Annotated in this window: 22 protein-coding genes and 1 other annotated feature; all 22 genes read right to left on the reverse strand. The window is 49.4% G+C overall.

Going from position 1 to position 21,154, the window contains the following annotated elements; genetic code table 11:
- Nucleotides 1-2,121 carry a SpoIID/LytB domain-containing protein gene (locus AC2TDN_RS09690; RefSeq protein ID WP_484687809.1) on the reverse strand — a complete coding sequence of 707 codons (2,121 nt, stop codon included), beginning with the start codon at nt 2,119-2,121 and terminating at the stop codon, nt 1-3.
- Entirely contained in the window at nt 2,111-2,578 is a 468-nt protein-coding gene (locus AC2TDN_RS09695) for a thiol-disulfide oxidoreductase DCC family protein (protein ID WP_484687810.1), read from the reverse strand. Before AC2TDN_RS09695 ends, AC2TDN_RS09690 begins: the two co-directional genes overlap by 11 nt.
- Nucleotides 2,579-2,584: 6 nt before the next feature.
- A complete protein-coding gene (ruvB, locus tag AC2TDN_RS09700) occupies nt 2,585-3,586 on the reverse strand; it encodes a Holliday junction branch migration DNA helicase RuvB (protein WP_484687811.1) in 1,002 nt (333 codons plus the stop codon).
- A gap of 19 nt (nt 3,587-3,605) precedes the next feature.
- Nucleotides 3,606-4,241 (reverse strand): Holliday junction branch migration protein RuvA, encoded by a 636-nt coding sequence (gene ruvA / locus AC2TDN_RS09705; protein WP_482066459.1) that lies wholly within the window; start codon nt 4,239-4,241, stop codon nt 3,606-3,608.
- Nucleotides 4,238-4,741 (reverse strand): crossover junction endodeoxyribonuclease RuvC, encoded by a 504-nt coding sequence (ruvC, locus tag AC2TDN_RS09710; protein ID WP_482066458.1) that lies wholly within the window; start codon nt 4,739-4,741, stop codon nt 4,238-4,240. The genes ruvA and ruvC overlap by 4 nt, the downstream gene beginning before the upstream one ends.
- Nucleotides 4,742-5,004: 263 nt before the next feature.
- Nucleotides 5,005-5,640 carry a BofC C-terminal domain-containing protein gene (locus AC2TDN_RS09715; RefSeq protein ID WP_482066457.1) on the reverse strand — a complete coding sequence of 212 codons (636 nt, stop codon included), beginning with the start codon at nt 5,638-5,640 and terminating at the stop codon, nt 5,005-5,007.
- A gap of 153 nt (nt 5,641-5,793) precedes the next feature.
- The gene (locus tag AC2TDN_RS09720; RefSeq protein WP_484687812.1) at nt 5,794-7,788 is read right to left on the reverse strand and encodes a LysM peptidoglycan-binding domain-containing protein; all 1,995 of its coding nucleotides are present in this window, start codon (nt 7,786-7,788) and stop codon (nt 5,794-5,796) included.
- A 273-nt stretch (nt 7,789-8,061) separates the two neighbouring features.
- The gene (pheA, locus tag AC2TDN_RS09725; RefSeq protein WP_484687813.1) at nt 8,062-8,931 is read right to left on the reverse strand and encodes a prephenate dehydratase; all 870 of its coding nucleotides are present in this window, start codon (nt 8,929-8,931) and stop codon (nt 8,062-8,064) included.
- 2 nt (nt 8,932-8,933) lie between these two features.
- Entirely contained in the window at nt 8,934-9,902 is a 969-nt protein-coding gene (gene thrB / locus AC2TDN_RS09730) for a homoserine kinase (protein ID WP_484687814.1), read from the reverse strand.
- Between the two features lie 6 nt (nt 9,903-9,908).
- A complete protein-coding gene (locus AC2TDN_RS09735; RefSeq protein WP_484687815.1) occupies nt 9,909-11,195 on the reverse strand; it encodes a homoserine dehydrogenase in 1,287 nt (428 codons plus the stop codon).
- Nucleotides 11,196-11,219: 24 nt separating this feature from the next.
- Entirely contained in the window at nt 11,220-11,657 is a 438-nt protein-coding gene (locus AC2TDN_RS09740) for an ACT domain-containing protein (protein WP_482066452.1), read from the reverse strand.
- Nucleotides 11,658-11,782: 125 nt separating this feature from the next.
- Nucleotides 11,783-13,108 (reverse strand): GTPase ObgE, encoded by a 1,326-nt coding sequence (gene obgE, locus AC2TDN_RS09745; protein ID WP_482066451.1) that lies wholly within the window; start codon nt 13,106-13,108, stop codon nt 11,783-11,785.
- A 13-nt stretch (nt 13,109-13,121) separates the two neighbouring features.
- Complete coding sequence (locus tag AC2TDN_RS09750) at nt 13,122-13,859, reverse strand: Spo0B domain-containing protein (RefSeq protein ID WP_484687816.1); 738 nt, start codon at nt 13,857-13,859, stop codon at nt 13,122-13,124.
- Between the two features lie 134 nt (nt 13,860-13,993).
- Entirely contained in the window at nt 13,994-14,305 is a 312-nt protein-coding gene (rpmA, locus tag AC2TDN_RS09755; RefSeq protein WP_056629028.1) for a 50S ribosomal protein L27, read from the reverse strand.
- 88 nt (nt 14,306-14,393) lie between these two features.
- Nucleotides 14,394-14,732: a ribosomal-processing cysteine protease Prp gene (locus AC2TDN_RS09760; protein WP_308998526.1), complete on the reverse strand. Its 339-nt coding sequence runs from the start codon at nt 14,730-14,732 to the stop codon at nt 14,394-14,396.
- 11 nt (nt 14,733-14,743) lie between these two features.
- Nucleotides 14,744-15,055 carry a 50S ribosomal protein L21 gene (gene rplU, locus AC2TDN_RS09765; protein WP_053374798.1) on the reverse strand — a complete coding sequence of 104 codons (312 nt, stop codon included), beginning with the start codon at nt 15,053-15,055 and terminating at the stop codon, nt 14,744-14,746.
- A 15-nt stretch (nt 15,056-15,070) separates the two neighbouring features.
- Nucleotides 15,071-15,160, reverse strand: a sequence feature (ribosomal protein L21 leader region).
- An 84-nt stretch (nt 15,161-15,244) separates the two neighbouring features.
- Nucleotides 15,245-16,492, reverse strand: coding sequence for an Rne/Rng family ribonuclease (locus tag AC2TDN_RS09770; RefSeq protein WP_482066449.1), 1,248 nt, complete (start codon nt 16,490-16,492; stop codon nt 15,245-15,247).
- A gap of 38 nt (nt 16,493-16,530) precedes the next feature.
- Nucleotides 16,531-17,412, reverse strand: a complete 882-nt coding sequence (locus AC2TDN_RS09775; protein ID WP_484687817.1) for a M50 family metallopeptidase — start codon at nt 17,410-17,412, stop codon at nt 16,531-16,533.
- Complete coding sequence (locus tag AC2TDN_RS09780; protein ID WP_484687818.1) at nt 17,405-18,322, reverse strand: peptidoglycan DD-metalloendopeptidase family protein; 918 nt, start codon at nt 18,320-18,322, stop codon at nt 17,405-17,407. Before AC2TDN_RS09780 ends, AC2TDN_RS09775 begins: the two co-directional genes overlap by 8 nt.
- Nucleotides 18,323-18,486: 164 nt before the next feature.
- Complete coding sequence (locus tag AC2TDN_RS09785) at nt 18,487-19,635, reverse strand: FtsW/RodA/SpoVE family cell cycle protein (protein ID WP_484687819.1); 1,149 nt, start codon at nt 19,633-19,635, stop codon at nt 18,487-18,489.
- A gap of 7 nt (nt 19,636-19,642) precedes the next feature.
- Nucleotides 19,643-20,434 carry a septum site-determining protein MinD gene (gene minD, locus AC2TDN_RS09790; protein WP_169082743.1) on the reverse strand — a complete coding sequence of 264 codons (792 nt, stop codon included), beginning with the start codon at nt 20,432-20,434 and terminating at the stop codon, nt 19,643-19,645.
- Nucleotides 20,435-20,437: 3 nt separating this feature from the next.
- Entirely contained in the window at nt 20,438-21,103 is a 666-nt protein-coding gene (locus AC2TDN_RS09795; protein ID WP_484687820.1) for a septum site-determining protein MinC, read from the reverse strand.
- Nucleotides 21,104-21,154: the final 51 nt, after the last annotated feature.

A 21,154-nucleotide genomic window follows, 5' to 3' on the forward strand; every position in this document is an offset into this window, starting at 1 on the left:
TCATTCCTTAGCGATGGTTACATCTTTGTAATAGTATTTCAAAATATATTGATAGTCATACCCTTGCTGCGCTAGGCTTAAAGCGCCGTACTGCGATAAACCGACGCCATGACCGTTGCCAGACCCTACAAACCGGAAGGAAGGCTCCTTCGTTGCTGCCCGCATATGCCCGCTTCCATCAAGAATAAACAAATTGGCATCTGCCGCTTCTGACATCTTCCCGCCGGCGCTGATTGCATAGATTGGCGCAGTATCCGCAGGTTTATTGCGCGTTGCCGAGCTTGCTCCGAGCAAAGTTACTTTAGCCGTTTCCTCGATTTGGAATAGCGTGCTTGGCAGCGAGCCTTGCACGCCTAACGCGCCCCGGAAATCAATGGGATAGGTTACAGCGACCTTTTGTCCATTTGCCAAAACTTCCGTTGCACGTCCTGAAGCGCCGCGCTGGCTCACTTCCAACGTTTTTAGCGGACCGGAAACAGCGGCTTTCGCCTTCGCATTAATAACCGTCAGCATTTCTTGAGCGGTGTAAGGACCGCGTACCCATGTCATTGAATTGGATTCTACGCTTTTGTCCAGAACGACAACCTGTGTTCCGCTGTCAGCCTGTGCAATGACAGGTATGCTGTCTTGAATGAGCGGATGCTTGCGCACCTTTGTTCCATTCGTATTTACTTGCATGATGAGGCTGCCGGCAGCAGTCGATTGTCCGGTCTCATCAAGCAAATCCTCACGAATATAGCCAATTGTTCCGCTTGGGAGCACAACTCTATACCAGTTATATAAGCCAGCTTCTGACGAAGTATCCGGGCTCTTCGCTGCTTGCAGGTAAGGGACCGCATTGTTCCATATTTCTTTGGCATCTGCCGTCATTCCTCCGCCATTCGCTGAGAACAACGCTTCGATGACCTTCCCATTGTACAACGCGACTTCGCCTGCCGTCTCATCAACGGCTGCTATAGTTGTTGGACGCTCTGAGCCTACGCCATAGTAAGCTTGGCTTAAGGTCGTATCTACGACATGTGCGATTTGAAAGCCAAAGCCTTTATTTAATGCAAATGAGCGTGCTGCCACAGCTTGCGCCTTTAAAGCTTCGGCTGGCCAAGTAGGGTACATTTCAACGCCAACAACCGAATATAAATATTGCTCGAAGGGCAGCTCGTTTATAACAGCCATGCTTCCATTAAGGATGCTGAGCTCAAACACGCCTCGATAGCTGCGATTGCTTCTCTCCGTCAGCTTGATCGGGTCAGAGCCAGCTGGAGATACCGATATTTTCACATCGCTTCCTGCAAACGTATAGAGCTCTGAGCTGATCTGCGCTTGAGCGCTGACGGAATGGTCATTTCTTACCAGCAAATATGCAACCTGTGAATCTGCTTGCTTCAATGCTCCTCCGCCTGCTGCCTTTGCAGCAGCAGCCTTCACGATTTGCAGTTCCGCATCGCTCAAGGCAGCTCCTACCATAACCGAGTAGCTTGTCGCGCCAGCCTGCGCCGAGCGAACGGCTACGAATGCATCCAAGCCTACTGCCCCAAATCCGCTTGCAGCAGCCTGTGCAGCCTCCTTGCTGGCTAGCGGACCGGTTTCCAGGTGAAGCGGACCTTGCAGAAGTGACTTAAAGCCACCAGTCAGCTTAGAAAGCTCACCGTCGCCATTCCATTTCGTTTGAGCCGTTGTTGCCTCTGACACAGTCTTATATGTACCTTCGATTACTTGATAGACGATAGCTCCGTTTTTGGATAGCGATGTCAGGAAAGCTGCTCCTTTCAAAGCTTGCAGCCTTTTGTGCACGGCTAGCGCTGAGCCGAAATTTGGTGATTCAAATACTTTTACTTTAAAGCTGTCAGCTGTAAACCGAGCCGAAGCAGCTCCATCGACATTAAACCAATCATGAATGCCATCCGGCTGTCTTACACCAATTCTCATACCGCCAACTGACGAAAAAGTTGCTGCTGCAGTCGTATCGACATATTTCCCAGGCAATTGCATAAAAAAGGCTACGCGGATATTATCCAGCTTCGGCACCGCCGCCTGTGAAGGTGAACCCGTCCAAGCTGAAGCGAGCAAAAGAACCGCAACAGCCATAATGATGTAACGCTTGAAGGATGGTTTAATCGTCATGCTTGTTATTCTCCCCTCTGCTTTGCGGCAACTCGCACCCATTAATCGTACAGCTTTGCTCTGCTTTGCCAAACCATTCATATCTTCTAATTGCAATAAATCGATAAATTCGATCAGCTGCTCGTTTCATACCAGGTATTCGATAAAATGCAGACAGCCAGCGCAAGCCTTTAACCGTTCTTAAAATACGGACGACTCCGTCCGCACCAGCGAACAGCTCGCCTTGCTCATCGGCAACATGTATTTTTTCGTACAGCTCCGCGTACTTGAGCGGACCAATATGAGGGACAAGCTGCTGCGCCTGTCCTTCTGCTTCCAATTGCTGAATCTGCACATAATGCAGATCAGCCCTGGCATTCAGCTCCTTCAGCTTCGAAACGGAAGCAAGGCAAAGGTTGCACTGTCCGTCATAGATAACATATAGCCTCTCTGGCGCGCCATTTTCGGTGAGGCTCATAGACATCTACCTCCCGGGGATTGGAAGCCCTAAATGCCGATAAGCATTATCGGTAGCAATCCGTCCGCGCGGCGTGCGCTGCAAAAAGCCGATTTGCATGAGATAAGGCTCGTACACGTCTTCTATCGTTTGGCTTTCTTCACCGATTGTCGCTGCAATGGTATCAAGTCCGACTGGCCTGCCGGCAAAAGTGGTCATCATGGCTTGCAGCATTTTGAAATCGATATTGTCGAGGCCCATCGGATCGACCTGCAGCAGCTCAAGAGCAGATTGTGCGATGTCAAACGTAATGACACCATCACCGCGAACCTGAGCAAAATCACGCACCCGCTTGAGCAGCCGGTTGGCAATACGCGGAGTTCCGCGTGAACGCATCGCAATCTCCGAAGCAGCTTCCCCTACGATGCTGACATTCAAAATCTCCGCTGTTCTAGCGACGATAAAAGCAAGCTCATCCACCGTGTAAAACTCTAATCGGCTGACAACGCCGAAGCGATCGCGAAGCGGCGCAGACAATAAGCCTGCTCTAGTCGTTGCGCCTATTAAAGTGAACGGCGGCAAATCCAGTCTTACCGAACGTGCGCTTGGACCTTTGCCGATCATTATATCAAGCGCAAAGTCTTCCATCGCCGGATACAATACTTCCTCTACCGTGCGATGCAGACGATGAATCTCATCAATAAAAAGAACGTCGCCCTCCTGCAGGTTCGTCAGCAGCGCAGCCAAATCCCCCGGCCGTTCAATTGCCGGCCCGGATGTCGTGCGAAGACTGACTCCCAGCTCGTTGGCGATAATATTCGAAAGCGTCGTCTTGCCAAGCCCAGGCGGTCCATACAGAAGAACGTGGTCAAGTGATTCCTTGCGCAATTTTGCCGCTTCAATATAAATTTTCAAGTTTTCCTTGGCTTTCGATTGCCCGATATACTCGGCCAAATAGCGGGGACGCAAACTAAGCTCCACCGCTTGATCTTCCATCATTAGGTTGGCGGAAATGATTCTATCATCCATTTGTGTTCATCTCCCTCCGTTAGCCTTTAAACAACTGCTGCAAAGCCCGCTTCATCAAGGAATCGACCGTTTCCTCCGCCGTTACGCTGTTTTGAAGCCCATTCCATGCTATATCCAGCTCCGCAGCCGTGTAGCCGAGCGCGGCAAGGCCTTCACGCGCCTCCTGCCAAGCGGTGCCTGCACCTTGTCCCGAATGTCTGCTCGACGTAAGATCCAGCGCTACGCCTGCTGCCGTCAATAAACCGCCGTCGAGTCCGGCGCCGATCAGCTTGTCCTTCAAATCAAGAATCATCCGCTGCGCGGTTTTCTTCCCAATGCCGGGAAGCTTGATAAGGAACGCTATATTTTCCTGCTGTATCGCGGCAATGACCGCATCCGGCCTGCCGCCCGACAAAATGCCTAAAGCGACGCGCGGGCCTATCCCCGATACTTCGAGCAGCTTGCGGAACAAGGTCTGCTCCTCCCTCGTCTCGAAGCCGAACAACAAAATAGCGTCCTCGCGGACGTTATGGTGAATATAAACGGTGACTGGCTCTTCCTTTTTGGCAAATGCATAAGGATTAGGTGTGAATACGCGGTAGCCTGTATCTCTTACGTCCAGAACGATATACTCGGAGTCCAAATGGACGACAATGCCTCTTAAAAAATCGATCACGAACGATTCACCTCATTAATTTTCTGGGTCAGTACGACGGAATGAGCATGGCAGATGGCTACTGCAAGCGCATCGGCGACGTCATCCGGCTTGGGCACCGCCGAGAGCTTCAGAAACATTTTGACCATTTCCTGCACCTGCTTCTTCTCCGCTTTCCCGTACCCGACGACAGCCTGCTTCACCTGAAGCGGTGTATATTCGCCAATTGGCAATCCCCGTTGCGCAGCCGCCAAAATAATAGCGCCTCTAGCCTGCGCCACATCAAAAGCCGTCGTTACGTTCCGGTTAAAAAACAACTTCTCAACGCCAACGGTATCTGGTTTATATTTATCCATCAATGCACCCGCGGACTCGTAAACCTGCAGCAATCGCTGCTCGGGGGGCGTATGGGCTTCCGTCTGAATTGCTCCGTATTGCACGGGCGTAAGCTTGTGTCCGATCTTATCTATGAAGCCAAATCCAACGATTGCATAACCAGGGTCAATTCCAAGAACGCGCAAACGGCCATCTCCTAAAAAGTTTTGTGAAGTAAAACTTGCATCGTAAGTTAAGCTTAAAGTTTTGTGAAGTAAAACTTGCATCGTAAGCATAAGCTAAAAGTTTTGCAGGCAAAACTTGCTATCAGCATACTCTCTGAAAGTTGCTTCATCCATTATAGCAAAAGTTGGCCTGAATGAGAACGCGCGTTTGATATTTCAACTGATAGGCTTAAATCGAAAAGAGATCGCACAATAGCGTGCGATCTCTTTTTACGGCCAACCTGCTAATAAGCAGGCTTCATAACTTTTTGATTTTGCTCAATTGCAAAGTCGCTGTAGGTGGACAAAACGCTGTTGTATTCATCCATGTCGCTGATCCGAATCCCCTTCGCAAGCTGATCCAGCTTATCCTGCGGCAGACTGCTTTCCATATAGCGAACATCCAGCTGAAAGAAGGTACGAACGACTTTTTCCTTTTTGGGAACACCGTCAAAGAGCGTAAGATTGCCCTTCTTATCTACTCCCATATAAGCGTTGGCCTTGCAATACTCAGACATGTCCTCGATAGTTTGTTCAAAATAAACCGTGCTTTGCTCCTTATCGAGCACAGCTTTCCATTCCGGATGAGCCTGCAAGAGCTCTATGATTTGCTTGCTCATCATCCGGCCAAGCGGCTTCGACTCCTCACCGCACACATAAATCTGGTGCAGCTTGACAGAAATCGGCCCATCTTGACTCTTAAGTGTATTAACGATGCTGCTTTGATGCTCAGCTAGTTTTGGCGCTGCTAATGCGTTTTCGGTATCTAAGGCAAGTGAACCTGCAAATAAACTAAACAGGATTGCGCCTAGCGACCACATCGGACGGCGCTTGTTGCGAAGACGCTTCTTCAAGTTTTTCCAAAGGCTGAATTCTATCATGGGGAAGACCCCTTCATTATATTTTTTGATAGTATGCGCCAATGTTACTTAAATATTCAAAGTATCCTTCTATCCCAACTCCTGAGTCAAAAAAAGCAAAAAGCGCACCAAAGCCTAAACGGCTTCTGGTGCGCTTAATTTCATTTCTAAATCTTAACGATTGATCCATGGCTGATTGCCACGTTTATTTTTGTTTGGGCGAGACGCTACTGACCGGATTACCGCCTTTTTGCTGTTTTTCCGCGGCACAACCGCTTTTACTGCTTTTGGTGCTTCAGTATCCGCTTGCTTTGCTGCATGTTGATCTGACCGATCTCCCTTGCAGCCGCAGTCACCTTGATTCACATTGCCAACACCGGCTGTTTGCGGCCAATTTGGGTATTGCATATATGGCGCAGCATTTCCATAGCCATATCCGTAGTCAGGCTGCATATTCGCTGGCGACACTGCGCCATGACCATAACCGTAGCCATACTCCGGCTGCATGCTGGCTGGAGATACCCAGCCTTGATTTGGTTGAGAGGCTAACGGCGAAACCCAACCTTGGTTCGGCTGCGCCGACAACGGCATTATCCCTTGGTTCGGCTGTGCCGACAACGGCATTATCCCTTGGTTCGGCTGTGCCGAAAACGGCATTATTCCTTGGTTCGGCTGTGCCGACAACGGCATAATCCCTTGGTTCGGCTGTGCCGAAAACGGCATAATCCCTTGATTCGGCTGTGCCGAAAACGGCATTAAGCCTTGATTCGGCTGTGCCGACAACGGCATTATCCCTTGGTTTGGCTGTGCCGATATAGGCATTATTCCTTGATTCGGCTGTGCCGATAAAGGCGATACTCCTTGGTTCGGATGTGCCGATAATGGCATTATCCCTTGGTTCGGCTGAACCGCCATCGGAGCTACAAAGCCTTGGTTTGGAGACGCTGAAGTTCCTGCGAGCATCTGGCTATTTTCATGTTTACCCTCTTGAAGAGGGCTTACCATCGGTTGACCGTAACCCCATCCTGGTCCTCCGCTCATCGGCAGCGTTGAAGGCGATGGATAGCTTCCGACAAATACGGTTCCTGGTGGACAATCAAATGGCGCATCGTTGCCTTCACTTAGCGGACTTACCGTATTTTCAAATGGGACAGGCTGCTGCCAGTTGCCGTAGCCATGGCCGTGTCCGGTTTGTTCTCCCATCACCATTGGTTGACCGTAACCGTGACCCATCTGTGCAGGACTAACCATTGGGTGACCGTAGCCATGCCCCATTTGCGCCGAATTAACCATGGGCTGGCTATAGCCGTAACCGCCAAATTGAGGCTGCTGCGCAGCAGGGGATACCATCTCAGGCGCTTTAGGCAGATCATACAAGGACAATGCTTCAGTTGCCGGAATGCCATATTGCTTGAACAAGTCAACATTAGGCTTATATTCGGAGTGGATCGGTTTCAGCTTTTTCTCTACAGGCTTCTCGATCGGGAGTGCCTTTTTCGCCGGTTCAACTGCTGCCGCTTTAGGAGCAGGAAGAGGCGCTGGCGCTACCGGCTTCACGATAGGTGCCGTAGGCTTTTTCTCTTGAACAGGTGCCACTGGCGCTGGTGCTGCTGGTGCCGGCGCGACTGGAGCAACCGGTGCAATAGGAGCGGTCGGCGTCTTGCCCGTGATTGGACCTGTAGGCGTTTTCCCTAAAATAGGTGCCGTCGATAGCTTACCTACCCAGCCTTGAACGCCCTGCATGATAGAGGTTGGATGAAGAGCATTCATGCCGCCGGTATTTTGCGCTGCTACGTGTCCTCCGCTATGACCAGGGACTTCCTGCGTCGAATGGCCTACCTTAGGTATGTTTACAATTTCACCAGTGAGCAGCACATTCGGATTTTTAAGCTGTGGATTCGCTTTAATCATGTCTGCAAGCGGCACTCCCCAAGCTTTTGACAGCTTCCAAAGCGTATCTCCTTGCTTTACGATATGCTGGTGCATAATGTCCATTCCGCCTCCTGGTCCTCCTGCATGGCTTGACGGAATTTTCAGCTTCATGCCTACATCAATGGCGTCCGGATTCGAAATGCCCGGATTAAGCTTCAAAATCTCTTCCAGCGATACGTTATACTTTTGGCCGATAAAGTATAAGGATTCGCCCTTTTTCACAATATGGATTTTCACTCGCTGTTAACCTCCTGTCACGTTCTGAATAACATGGCACACTAATGCCTATTATCAATCCTTACATCCTATGCAGAACATGGGCAGGTGTCTCCTCTTTCACAAAAAAAATAGTAAAAAAGCCGAGCCCACCCTAAGAGTGAATTCGGCTTGCTTGAACGCCATCGATTAATCGAGCACTTTTATGCCGACAACAGAGACGCTTTTTCTATAACTCAGAGGCAAATGCGCCTTAATGGTTCCCTTTTAAGGTACTGTATTATGCTTCGCTGATCATTTCTTAAATTCCGAAAAGCTAGGATAGCTTCCCAGAACACGTACCTGACAGCCGATAGCCTGGATTTCTTGAATGGCTGAAGGCAGCAGCACCGTATCAAGCGCCATTTCGATATCAATAAAGAAATAGTAATTGCCGAGCTTTTTCTTCGTCGGACGCGACTCGATGCGGGATAAGTTGATTTTGCGCCATGCAAAAGCGGAAAGCACCTGGTGGAGCGCACCCGGATAGTCTTCAGGCAGCGTAATTAAAATGCTCGTTTTGATCTGATCGGATTGGCGAGCCGTGTATGGCTCCGTTCCAACCAGCAAAAAACGAGTGTAATTGTTATCGTGGTCGGTAATCTCGCTCGCGAGCACATCCAGCTTCTCATTTGCAGCCGCTGTCTTGGTGCCGATAGCCGCCCATCCGGCATTCGGGTTATTTTGCACGATTCTTACGCCTTCAGCTGTACTGCTTACATGCTCTGTAACGGCATGCGGCAAATGCGTGCGCAAAAACTGCAAACACTGCGCAATCGCAACGGGGTGGCTGATAACCTTCGTAATACGCGAGTAATCTATTTCTCCGTTATCGCCCAGCAGCTCCGACTCTCGTCCGATCAAATTTTGAATAGAGGGGTATACCCACTCCGCTTGAATCGGAATATCTACCTCATGCACGAGCCAATCCATATGCAAGCTCACGGAGCCTTCAATGGTATTCTCGATCGGAATGATGCTGTAATCGCTTATGCCATTAACCGTAGATAAGAACACATCGGAAATAAGCCGGTGATGCTTCCAATTAATTTCTTCCTCATGAAAAAAATGTCTAGCTGCCTCATCCGATACGGAGCCGGCAGGTAAAACGGCTATCGTCTTCATAGCTACATTTCTCCTTTGATTCTATCAGGAAGAGGGATAGCAGGCTGCTTCGAAATATCCTCAACCGTAACTTGCGGACCTTGCACGCATGGCGGCAGCCTAAGCGTCTTCGCCTCAATGCCCTCCTGCTTTAACGTTTCAAGCAAAAATTGCTCGAGCGGCTCGCTATTCGCCTTCTCGTCAACAAAGGCAATGAGCGTCGGTCCTGCCCCGCTCAGCGCAACGCCAAGCGCGCCATGTTCAACTGCGCGCTCCAAAATCGTCGTCATGCCGGGAATGAGCGCTGCACGGTAAGGCTGGTGCAGCCGATCCTTCATGGCATGACGGATCATGCCAAGCTCCCCGCTGGCAAGCGCCGCGACGAGCAGTGAGCTGCGGCCGACGTTGAACACAGCGTCAGCCATGCTGACCTGCGAAGGCAGCGCATGACGCGCTTTCTCCGTCGAAAGCTGAAAGGCCGGTATCGCAACGAGCGTAGAGAGGCTCTCATGCGGCTCAATGCGTATGTAATCAGCCCGCTCGCCATCCCAAGCGGAAGCGATGATGCCTCCGAACAATGATGCGCCCACATTGTCAGGATGCCCCTCCAATGCCGTAGCCATTTGGAACAGCTTGTCGTTTGTGAGCGGACTGCCGATCAAAGCATTAGCGGCAACCAGCGCGCCTACAATAGCCGACGCGCTGCTGCCGAGTCCGCGCGTAAGCGGAATATTGCTGTACATCGAGATCGAGAGCTCCGGTACTTGGACGCCCGCCTCCTTGAATACTAGCTGAGCAACCTTATAAACCAAATTTGATTTATCTTTCGGCAAACCCTTCATCTGATCGCCGTAAAATTGAAATTCCGTTTGATTCGAGATACTCATCTCAACCCATGCATACAGGGAGAGCGCCATTCCGAGCGTATCGAAGCCTGGTCCTAAATTGGCCGTACTTGCCGGTATTTTGACTATGACTCTACGATTATTCATCTTAGATTACCCTTCTACGCGGTAGACGCTCTTCACTTCGTGAACGACATCCAGCGTCTCGAATGTTTCAAGTACTCTCTGCATAGCTGCTTTATTCGCATCATGTGTAATGATAATAATTTCAACTTCCGGCTTCGACGGAGTCGGCTGCTGCAGCACAGACTCCAAGCTCACTTCAAAGTCTGCGAAAACTTGCGTAATGCGCGCAAGTACGCCGGCGCGATCCGCTACTTTAAGCAGCAAGAAATATTTAGAAGAGATTTGTTCGTCAGTCTTCAGCTTCTTCTCTTTGTAAGCAAGGCTTCCCTGCATGCCGTTAACGCCAAGCTTCAGGTTCTTCACTACGGCAACTAAATCGGAGACGATAGAGGTCGCTGTCGGAAGCTCGCCTGCGCCTGCACCATAAAACATTGTTTCGCCAACCGCTTCGCCGTAAACATATACCGCGTTAAATACGCCGTTAACCGACGCAATCGGATGCGTATGTTTTACCATCGTTGGCTGTACGCTAATGCTGATAAGATCATCCTGACGCTCTGCGATGCCAAGCAGCTTCACTACATAGCCAAGACGCTTCGCATATAATATATCCTCTTTGGTTATCGAAGAGATGCCTTGAACCGTAACATCCTCAAGCGCTACGTTGGCGCGGAAGCCGATTGTAGCAAGAATCGTCATTTTGCGAGCCGCATCAAGACCCTCGACATCCGATGTCGGATCGGATTCCGCATAGCCAAGCTCCTGAGCTTCCTTCAGCACATCTAGGTAAGAAGCGCCCTCTTGGCTCATTTTTGTCAAAATAAAGTTTGTTGTTCCGTTCACGATACCCATAATTTTATTGATACGGTCTGAGGAGAAGCCTTCAACGAGCGTACGGATAATCGGGATACCGCCTGCAACGCTTGCTTCATACATCACATCGCAGCGGTTCTCTTGCGCTTTCGCCAATATTTCAGGACCATGCAGCGCCATCAAATCCTTATTGGCCGTTACGACATGCTTGCCAAGGGATAGCGCCTCCAAAATATATTCCTTCGTTAACCCGATTCCGCCCATAACCTCAACGATCACGTCAATGTTGGGATGACGGATAATATCCCAGGCATCCTCTGTAAGCTTATCTGGATCGATTGAAATATTGCGTACTTTGCTCTTGTTCTGAACGAGCACCTTTTCAATGACGATTGGAGATCCAACTTGGCTTGCCAAATCCTCCTGATGCCCTTCAACGATGCGAACGACACCTGTACCTACTGTTCCAAGACCTAATAATCCAACTCTAATCGGCTTCATATATACCCTCCATTATCTATTCTGTTATCCTTGTCCGATGACCGACGCTTTGCGCACGCCAGGCAGGCTGCGAAGTATTTCGACCAGCGATGACAGTTCCCCGGAAAGCTGCGAAATATCGACTGAGATGACGACGTTAGCCAACCCTTGAAGCGGAATGGTCTGATTCATGGTCAGAACATTGCCTTCCAAGCCTGCCACCGTGCTGAGCACGTTCGAGAGCACGCCCGAGCGATGCTCCAAATCCATGGCGATCGTCGCTATGCGTTCACGCTCCAGCTCATTGAGTGCATAGACGCCATCTTTATACTTATAAAAAGCGCTTCGACTAAGCCCAGCGCGCTCAACCGCTTCATGAACGGTCGCCGCTTCGCCTCGGTTAAGCATCTCTTTTACTTGTATCGTCTTCATTATCGCTTCCGGTAAAATGTCCTCCCGAACGACATAATAGCGTTTACTCACTATTCGTCCTCCTCAAAAAGACAATTGTTCACCTATAGTGGACATTATAACGAAATATACCGTTTGGGGCAATAGGCAAAATAAGAAAAGACGGCTTTCGCCGTCTTCATTCCTGCATTTGTGATCTAGCCGTTTGGATTGTAATCGCTGCCCTCGAAGAATTCAAACGCGAAGTCGCCGATTTGTACCATATCGCCATCTTTTGCGCCCATTTTACGAAGCTCGGCATCGACTCCCATTTTGCGCATCGTACGTGCAAAGCGCATAACCGCATCGTAGGAGGTCAAATTCATCCGCTTCATATATTTATCGATTCCTTCGCTGACGATCACGTAAACTTCATCTTCCTTATGGATGGTGAAGGTCGTCTCTTCCCGTTTCTCATAAGTGTAAACCTTACGCTCAGCTACGTCCTTCACGTCTTCGATCTCAACCTGCTCGGATACCGTATCAAGCACATCGGCCGCCTTGTACAGAAGCTCCTGTATTCCCTGCTTCGTGAGCGAGGAAATAGGTAAAATTTCGTAATTGCGGTCGCCGCTCACTTCTGCAAGCTGCTGCTTGAACAGCTCAAGCTGCTCCTCGGAATCCGGCATGTCCATTTTGTTTGCAGCAATGATTTGTGGACGATCGGCAAGCTTCTCATTGTAGAGTACCAGCTCTTCGTTGATCTTCACCCAGTCTTCAAAAGGATCGCGTCCTTCGGAAGCGGACATATCGATAACATGGATAATAACCCGTGTCCGTTCAACGTGGCGAAGAAACTCATGCCCAAGCCCAACACCCTCATGCGCGCCTTCAATCAAGCCCGGCAAATCGGCCATTACGAAGCTTCGGCCATCCCCAACGTCTACAACGCCGAGATTTGGCGTAATCGTCGTGAAGTGATATGCGCCAATTTTGGGCTTAGCTCCTGAAACGACAGAAAGCAAGGTCGACTTACCTACGCTAGGAAAGCCTACTAGCCCAATATCCGCCATAACTTTAAGCTCAAGCACAACCCAGCGCTCTTGCCCTTCCTCGCCGTTCTCCGAAATGTACGGAGCAGGGTTGTTCTGCGTTGCGAAGCGGATGTTGCCTCTGCCGCCTCTGCCGCCTTTTGCGATGACAATCTGCTGTCCGTGGCGCGTCATATCTGCAATGATTTCCTGTGTATCATCATCAACGATTACCGTGCCCGGCGGAATGCGTACGATCGTATCCTCCGCACCCGCTCCGTGCATGCTCTTTACTTTTCCGCGCTCTCCGCGATTAGCCTTGAAATGCTTCTGATAGCGGAAATCCATCAATGTGCGGAGCCCTTCGTCCACTTGGAAAATCAAGTCGCCGCCGCGTCCGCCGTCGCCGCCTGCTGGACCGCCCTGCTCTACGTATTTCTCACGGCGAAACGAAACGATACCATCGCCTCCGTCGCCGCCTTTTACAAATATTTTCGCTTTGTCGACAAACATGTTGTGCCCCCGTTCATGCGCGCATTTCCGCCCTCAGCAGCACCTTTGCATAAGGCTGCTCGAAGTTGATCGGCTGCAATGGCGCGCCTTCCAACTGCTGTTGTATTTTTTGCTTCCATTGCTGCTCGTTCATTAGCTCGCCATCATAATAAAAGGCTGCATAGAGCGCTTCCTCATCCCTTGACAGCTCCAGCGTAAGAACGGCTGCATGACCATAGCCAGGCTTCGCCGCAAACCGATATGCGTTTATCGTATGAATGAGCGTTTCGGCTATTTGATCGGCATCCGCCGTAATTTCGTTTAAGTGAATATCGTCTTTAATAACGATTTGCAGCTCCAGTGAGTTGGATATCGTACGAAACGATTGAATATAACTAATCAAGGATGGTACGCCCAGCTTGGATATGCTGCTCTCCATAACCATCCGCTCACTTATTTTCTCCACATACTCAGCCGCTTTATCCAGCTTTTTTAGCCGAATGTAGCCAAACACGACTTGCAAATCGTTCATCCAGTCATGACGGTGATGATTGAGTGTCCGTATAGCAGAATTTTGCAGCGATTGAATCGTTCGCGCAGTCCGCTCCGCATGCTCTTTCCGTTCCGTTCGTACAAAGTAAGTCGCAACAGCTATAAGCCAAACGAGAAAGACAGCAGTTAACCACACTTTAGCGGGCCAAATAAGTACTGCGGCACTCGGCAATAAAATCGTTGCCGCCGCGTAATATTTCGCCATTGTTAAGCGTCCCATCGATTAAACCTACTTTCTTCGTATTTCCTAGCTTATCCAGTATAGCACGCACCGTCCTACGGTCACCAGCTTTGACATAAAAAAGACCCGGCCAAGCGATGCAGGCCGGGTCTTGGTGCATATATAAGGTTGTATTAAGCTTCTACTGCTGCAGCTACCGGAGCTTGAACAGCTGGATATACGCTCACTTTTTTGCGATCGCGTCCCCAACGTTCGAACTTCACTACGCCTTCTACTTTTGCATAAAGCGTATCGTCTTTCCCGATGCCTACGTTAGTACCTGGGTGAATTTTTGTTCCGCGTTGGCGAAACAAAATGCTTCCAGCGGATACGGTTTGACCGTCAGCACGTTTAGCGCCAAGGCGCTTCGACTGCGAGTCACGTCCGTTCTTTGTGGAACCAACACCTTTCTTCGAAGCGAAAAGCTGAAGATTCAGTTTCAACATAGTTATTCCCTCCTTCTCAAAGGTTTGTGAAGCAAACCTACTTGGAAGCATGAACATTAAGGGTTTTAAGCAAACCCACTTCGAAAGGCTACGCATTAAGAAGTTCATGAATAACGACATGCTTGCCGTATGATTTTGCGATAGTGTCAAGCATAACCGCCATCGATTCCAGCAGCAGCTGCATCCGGCCATCTGAAGCCTCGTCTGCAAGCGTCGGAATGTCCGACGACAGCCAGCCGTTCTTCATCTTAGCGGGGAGCTCTTCTCCTGCTAAAGCTTCGATCGCGTTGACGGTACCGACCGAAATGGCCGATACGCCCGCGCAAACGATATCTTTGCCGGGCTTCGCATATTTAGCATGTCCTTCGACTGCAAATGATACGATACGTCTGTCAGCGGCTCTCCGTACAAATGTAACGGTTATCATAGAAATTCCTCTTACGCTTGGATTTTCTCGATTGTTACTTTTGTGAACGGTTGACGATGACCTTGCTTACGACGATAGTTCTTTTTGGCTTTGTATTTGTAAACGATGATTTTTTGGCCTTTGCCTTGTTTCTCGACTTTGCCTGTTACTGTAGCGCCGGAAACAACCGGAGTTCCAGTTACAAGACCGTCACCTTTAGAAACCGCCAAAACACGATCAAACGTTACGCTCTCGCCTGCTTCAGAATCCAGTTTTTCGATGTAGATAACATCGCCTTCCTGAACTTTGTATTGCTTTCCGCCTGTTACGATGATTGCAAACATTGTTGGTGCACCTCCTTATTTTCGAAGACTCGCCTAATTCAGGTGGCCTGCAGCTTGCGCCGCAAACGCTTATGTACCCAATCGGAGCGGTACTTGTACGTCTCATTCCTTACGAGGTACGAGACACACACCCAAAGAGTGTACCACACTATGCAAGCTATATCAATTCCTCTACGAAGAAAAAATAAACTATTTCAGTGTTTCGCTCCGTTTGTTATGCGCTCCACAGCTCTCGCAGCGCTCCGTTAGTTGGCGGACGGCGTTCTCACGCGCTTTTTTTCGTGTCATCTCAATCAACCCTAGCTTAGTCCAGCCCAGGATCGTACATTTCGTTTGATCGTTGCGGCATTTCTCTGTCAGTCTTTGCATGACATGCTCGCGATGCTCTTCCTGCTCCATATCGATAAAATCAATAATAATAATGCCGCCGACATCTCTTACTCTAAGCAATCTCGCAATCTCGTCAGCCGCTTCCATATTCGTGCGAAATACGGTATCTTCTAAACCGGAGGTTCCCGTAAACTTACCCGTGTTCACATCGATGACCGTGAGCGCCTCCGTCTCTTCCCAAATGAGATAACCTCCGCTGACAAGCAGGATCTTGCGCTCGAATGCACGCGTTACTTGCTCTGACACAAGGTAAGCATCGAATAGAGATTGCCCTTTCTTCTGCTTATACGGCTTCAAACGCTCGCGAAGCTGAGGGGTCATCTCCTCAAGCAGCGCTGATACTTCCTCAAACCTAGCTTCGTCATCGATCCATATTTCATCCATGTCTATCGTCAGCGTGTCGCGAATGGCACGCCTCATAAGTCCAGCCTCTCGGTGCAGCTCGTACGGCGCATGAGCCTCTATGCTCCGTTCTTTAATGCCATGCCATATTTCGCGCAGCTGCGCCGCGTCGGCACATAAGGAACACTCGCTTTCCCCTCCAGCCGCGGTGCGCAAAATAATGCCTTCCTCCTGCTCCCTCAGCTTCTCGCCGATGCCGCGCAAGCGCATACGCTCGCCCTCCGTGCCGATTTTTTTGGAAACGCCGACATAATCGGCATTCGGCATATAGACGAGCCAGCGGCCAGGCAGCGTAAAGTGTGTCGTCACGCGGGCGCCCTTGCCCCCAAGCGGCTCCTTCATCACCTGAACGAGAAGCTCCTGACCCGGTTTGATCAGCTCCTGAATTTGCGGCTTTTGTGCGGGCTGTTTTTCCAAATGAGGATGAAGCAGCTCATCAATATACAAAAAAGCATTTTTGGATAGTCCGACATCAATGAATGCCGCCTGCATACCAGGCAGAACATTCACGACACGACCTTTATAGACATTGCCAACCAAACTGCTTGCTTTTGTTTTCTCCATAAAAAATTCAACTAAGCGGCCATCCTCCAGCACGGCTGTTTGCAACATCTCACCGTCTACGTGCATCAGCATTTGCTTCATTCCTGAATAATCACCTGCCAGTACGCTTTTCATCTATTTTAACTGAAAAGTTCCGACACTGCACGATTGGGATTATTTTCCGACAAGCAGCCTTCGACAATTTTCTGCTCCGGCAGCACTTTAACCTCATTGCTGGATGCCTCTACCATATAAATGAGATGGTATTGCTCCCTTCGGAACAGTCTGGCAACGGAGAGAATCGACTGCCTCCCATTGACGATAATCGGACTCGCAATATGCCCCCTCGTCATCGCTTGCACCGATACACGGTCGCGATACATCAGAAAGCGATAAAATAAAAAGGGAACGTTTCGATAGTACGTCCAATTGGTCATCAAGAGAAATAAGCCGACGATAAGGAGATTGAGCTGAATGCCGTCCTTATAGACAAGCAAAGGAAGCAGGGAGCCAATGAGCATGATTACGCTAAATAACAAGCTGATGCGGGCTGACCAGACGAGCATTTTGTAGTAATTGACGGTATAGCTTAAAGCGGCCTGCAGCAGCTTGCCGCCGTCAAGCGGATGAATAGGCAGCAGGTTGAATAAACCGATCATCAGATTCGCCTTCCACACATACTCCGCCCACCCTTGGTCCCATAGCCCAAGCTGTCCGCAGCCCCATGCAGCAAGCCCCATCCATACATTTTGCAAAGGACCCGCTATAGCTACGACAGCTTCCTCTTTTGCAGGAACGCCGCCAGCTTCCTCTACCTCCACTACCCCGCCAAAGGGAAGCAGCTTAACTTCTCGAACGGTCCAGCCGAAGCTAAGCGCCATGACAACATGGCCGATCTCATGCACCAGCACGAGCAAAAACAAAGTAAACAGCTCGGCAAAATAGCCCGTCATGACCGACCCAAGCATGATGATGACAAAGAGCGGATGGATCGACCATACAATGCCCTTCCATTTAATCAATCGGTATCACACCCACAGGATCGATGTACAGCTCGTTCTGCTTCACCGCAAAATAAAGCAAGCTCGGCTGCGTGCCTTCCGCCTTCAGCAGATTGCCAATCGGATCACCCGCTTCAACCCAGTCATTCACCTGCACGTCTGTCTTCCCAAGCAGCCCATAGATCGTCACGCGCTTATTCGCATGCTGTATGATGACCGTCGAGCCTTTCTCGTTCTGATCCGTTAACAGCAGTACTCTGCCCGTCTCCGCAGCTACGACCTGCTCTTCTGATTTCCCAGCCAGCTCTATGCCGTTCAGCAGCTCTGCAAAGGTACGCACTAGCGAGCCTCCTTGCAGAGGCGCCACGACGGGCAGCTTGACGGTGCCGTCCGCGCCGATTGCATCTGATGTCTTGTCCTCAAATATAGGGATAAAAGAAGGAGCGCCAGCGAAAGTTTCCTTATACCAAGCGGCGGCAGCGGCAAAATCGATCTCATCGGTAAGCGCCTGCTTCACCAATGCTTGTCCCTTAAGGGTATACTCCGTATCATATCGGAACATCGCCCATATCGTCCCAAACAACAATAAAGCAATGACAAACTTCGATTTCAGCTCTCTGCGAAAAGGATGCCTGTTCCGTACGTACCGCGGATCTATTTTATCGGTAAGATCAGGCCCTTTGACATAGCTTCTCTTATTGCCAAAGCCCTTGTCCTCATTCCAGCCTGCCCAAGGGTTTGGATTGGCCTTCCATACAACCTCGGGATCAAGCTCTATTTCTTCCCTATCGTCATGATCAAAATATACATGATTATAAGGGACATGCGCTGCGTGATCACTGTCCTTAATTGAATCTGCCGTCGATTGCCGATTTAGCAAGCTTTTCGTCTTCTGCTGTTTGACCTGCTTTTCCTTATCCTTCATTTGCATCTCCTGCTCCTCCCCCGCTTCCATCGTCGCTGCGACAGCTTGTTCTTTTATACATGAATATGTGGAGGATGAGACAAGTATGCGAGGATGATTTTCACCAAAAAAAAAGCCACCCTCATTCGGATGACTTTCGTCCTAGAAGCAGCTTATCGCTCGCTTTGCCTTTAATCGGCCAGCTCATATTTTTCTTGATGCGCTTTAATGCTGAATACGAGTCCGATAGACAGCATATTGAGCAGGAGAGACGTTCCTCCATAGCTGATAAATGGAAGCGTAATTCCTGTTATTGGCATAATTCCAATCATCATTCCGATGTTTTGGAACACCTGGAACACATACATGGACACAATTCCAATTACGATAAATGAGGCTCGCAAATCATAGCATTTGAAGGCTATGATGATCATGCGATAGATGAGCAGGAAATACAGCAGCAGCAGGATGGCCGCTCCTTGGAAGCCAAACTCCTCGCCTATGACGACAAAAATCGAGTCAGAGTAAGGATATGGGATAAAGCCGCGATTTTTCATATCGCCTTGCATATATCCATCGCCGTTTAAGCCGCCGGAGCCAATGGCAATTTGCGCATTTTCCGATTGATGCCTATCATTTGCCGTTGCTTCCTCCGGGTTGATAAACGTATTGATCCGCTTGTGCCAGTGTCCCATTTCATGATCTTTCAAGTAATCATAGATTTCCTGATTGAATGTATTGAATAATGAAACGAACAGAACCAAGCCTAGAACAACAACTCCAAGTCCAGTAACGACATGAGCGTACTTCACATTCCCGATCCACAGCATGCCTAGCACGATAACAAGGTAAATAATTGCATTTCCCAGATCAGGCTGAATCATTACGAGCATGAAAGGCAAAAAAGCGAATGCGGCTATAGGAAGCAAATCTTGCGTAAGCGTCAACCGATCCCCTTGGCGTCGTCCCATTAAATGGGCGATTCCGATGATGAGTATGATTTTGACGATTTCAGCCGGTTGAAACGACATGTTGCTTCCTAACTGGAACCAGCCTCTCGCGCCATTGATGACCGCGCCAAAAAAATAAACGAGAATCAGCATCGCAACGCCTATGCCGTATAGTACATACCAGCTTTTCAGCACAATTCTATAATCGAACAAGGTAGCTGCGATAGCGATAAAGAAACCAAGACCGTAATAGATGAGCTGTTTCGTATCAGACCCAGCGTACTTCGGAAAATTTGCAGTAGCGCTATGGATAACAATTGTGCTGATAATCATGAGGAATACTAGAATAATTAAAATTCCCCAGTCCAGCTTTTTTAATTTGTTAAGCAAGTTGTAATCATCCTATTCCAAGGAACTTGCGGAAACGCTTGAATGCTCCCGCCTTCTCATCGAGAAGCATGAGCGGAACCATGTCGCCGAGAATGCGGCGCGCAATGTTTCGGTAGGCGATAGCGGCGCGCGAAGCCGGATTCATAACCGTCGGCTCTCCGCTGTTTGCAGCAGAAATTACTTTTTCATCATCAGGCACGATCCCAACGAGATCAACAGCTAGTACTTGGCAAATTTCGTCGATATCGAGCATCTCGCCATTTTTCATCATATTTTGACGAATGCGATTTATGATAAGCTTGCTTGGGATTTTCTCCTGCTCAAGCAAACCAATGACACGGTCAGCATCACGCACAGCCGCATTCTCCGGTGTCGTAATGACGATAGCTCGGTCAGCGCCCGCAATCGCGTTGCGAAAGCCATGCTCGATTCCTGCAGGGCAGTCTATAATAACGTAGTCATGCTCTTTCTTGAGTTCCAAAATCATATTGCGAACCTGCTCAGGCGTAACGGAATCCTTATCCTTCGTCTGTGCAGCAGGGAGCATATACAGCTCATCGAAGCGCTTGTCCTTCACGAGCGCTTGATTCAAACGGCAGCGCCCTTCGGCAACGTCTACCAAATCATAAATGATCCGATTTTCCAATCCCATGACCACGTCTAGATTGCGTAGTCCAATATCTGTATCAACCATGCATACCTTCTTGCCAAGCAAAGCTAGCGCGGTACCCAGGTTCGCCGAGGTGGTCGTCTTACCGACGCCCCCTTTACCTGATGTCACAACAATCGCTTCTCCCATGTTCTACACTCCTTTAAACATTATAGGATTATGCCGTATGCGGAATAATTGCGCTAGCTTATCGATTTGCATTCGGCCTTCGCTTAAGAAGGCGAATTCCATTGATGCATCGCCGGTCATCCATTCCTCTGGCGGTCTGCTGATCACATCAGCAATGCGAAGCTGTGTAGGCCGCATGAGCGAAGTCGCAATGATTACATCGGTCCGCCCGCCTATTCCCGCATGTGCTGTTCCGCGCAAAGCTCCAAGCACATATATATCGCCCGTGCATAATAAAGTACCGCCTGGATTCAAATCGCCGATTAAAAGTAAATCGCCATCATGCTCATAGGTTTGACCTGAACGAATAATAGACGTGAGCACTTGCATGTTAGGCTGCTGCCCTTGGTGTGAATCGATCTTAGGCGCTTCGGATTCTACGGACTGTACCATTAAGTTCCCCTGCGACCTTATGACATTTTTGATACGATCCTTGTCGTCATCCGTTACTTGTCTCGAGCCCAGCTTCACCTGAACGTGAACAAGCGGTCCTGCGAGCAGCTGCTGATGCGTTTTTTCCAGCTTGTACTGCAATTCATCCAGCAGCGTCGCAAATTCACATTTATCGTCGAGAAGGAACACGAGACCTTCTTTTACGCCCTTAATTATAATATGCTGCTTATCGGTCAAGTTCGTCCCTCCCCAACCTAATGGATTCTTGCTCCCCCTAACAAATTCCTG

The organism is Paenibacillus sp. Y660, assembly GCF_057221575.1.

Coding starts and splice junctions, on each gene's coding strand:
- AC2TDN_RS09690 (WP_484687809.1), bottom strand. CDS start 2,121: ATGACGATTAAACCATCCTTCAAGCGTTACATCATTATGGCTGTTGCG.
- AC2TDN_RS09770 (WP_482066449.1), bottom strand. CDS start 16,492: ATGAAGCAAATGCTGATGCACGTAGACGGTGAGATGTTGCAAACAGCC.
- ruvB (WP_484687811.1), bottom strand. CDS start 3,586: ATGGATGATAGAATCATTTCCGCCAACCTAATGATGGAAGATCAAGCG.
- pheA (WP_484687813.1), bottom strand. CDS start 8,931: ATGAAGACGATAGCCGTTTTACCTGCCGGCTCCGTATCGGATGAGGCA.
- AC2TDN_RS09760 (WP_308998526.1), bottom strand. CDS start 14,732: ATGATAACCGTTACATTTGTACGGAGAGCCGCTGACAGACGTATCGTA.
- rpmA (WP_056629028.1), bottom strand. CDS start 14,305: ATGTTGAAACTGAATCTTCAGCTTTTCGCTTCGAAGAAAGGTGTTGGT.
- thrB (WP_484687814.1), bottom strand. CDS start 9,902: ATGAATAATCGTAGAGTCATAGTCAAAATACCGGCAAGTACGGCCAAT.
- AC2TDN_RS09695 (WP_484687810.1), bottom strand. CDS start 2,578: ATGAGCCTCACCGAAAATGGCGCGCCAGAGAGGCTATATGTTATCTAT.
- AC2TDN_RS09715 (WP_482066457.1), bottom strand. CDS start 5,640: ATGATAGAATTCAGCCTTTGGAAAAACTTGAAGAAGCGTCTTCGCAAC.
- minD (WP_169082743.1), bottom strand. CDS start 20,434: ATGGGAGAAGCGATTGTTGTGACATCAGGTAAAGGGGGCGTCGGTAAG.
- AC2TDN_RS09735 (WP_484687815.1), bottom strand. CDS start 11,195: ATGAAGCCGATTAGAGTTGGATTATTAGGTCTTGGAACAGTAGGTACA.
- rplU (WP_053374798.1), bottom strand. CDS start 15,055: ATGTTTGCAATCATCGTAACAGGCGGAAAGCAATACAAAGTTCAGGAA.
- obgE (WP_482066451.1), bottom strand. CDS start 13,108: ATGTTTGTCGACAAAGCGAAAATATTTGTAAAAGGCGGCGACGGAGGC.
- AC2TDN_RS09780 (WP_484687818.1), bottom strand. CDS start 18,322: ATGCAAATGAAGGATAAGGAAAAGCAGGTCAAACAGCAGAAGACGAAA.
- AC2TDN_RS09750 (WP_484687816.1), bottom strand. CDS start 13,859: ATGGGACGCTTAACAATGGCGAAATATTACGCGGCGGCAACGATTTTA.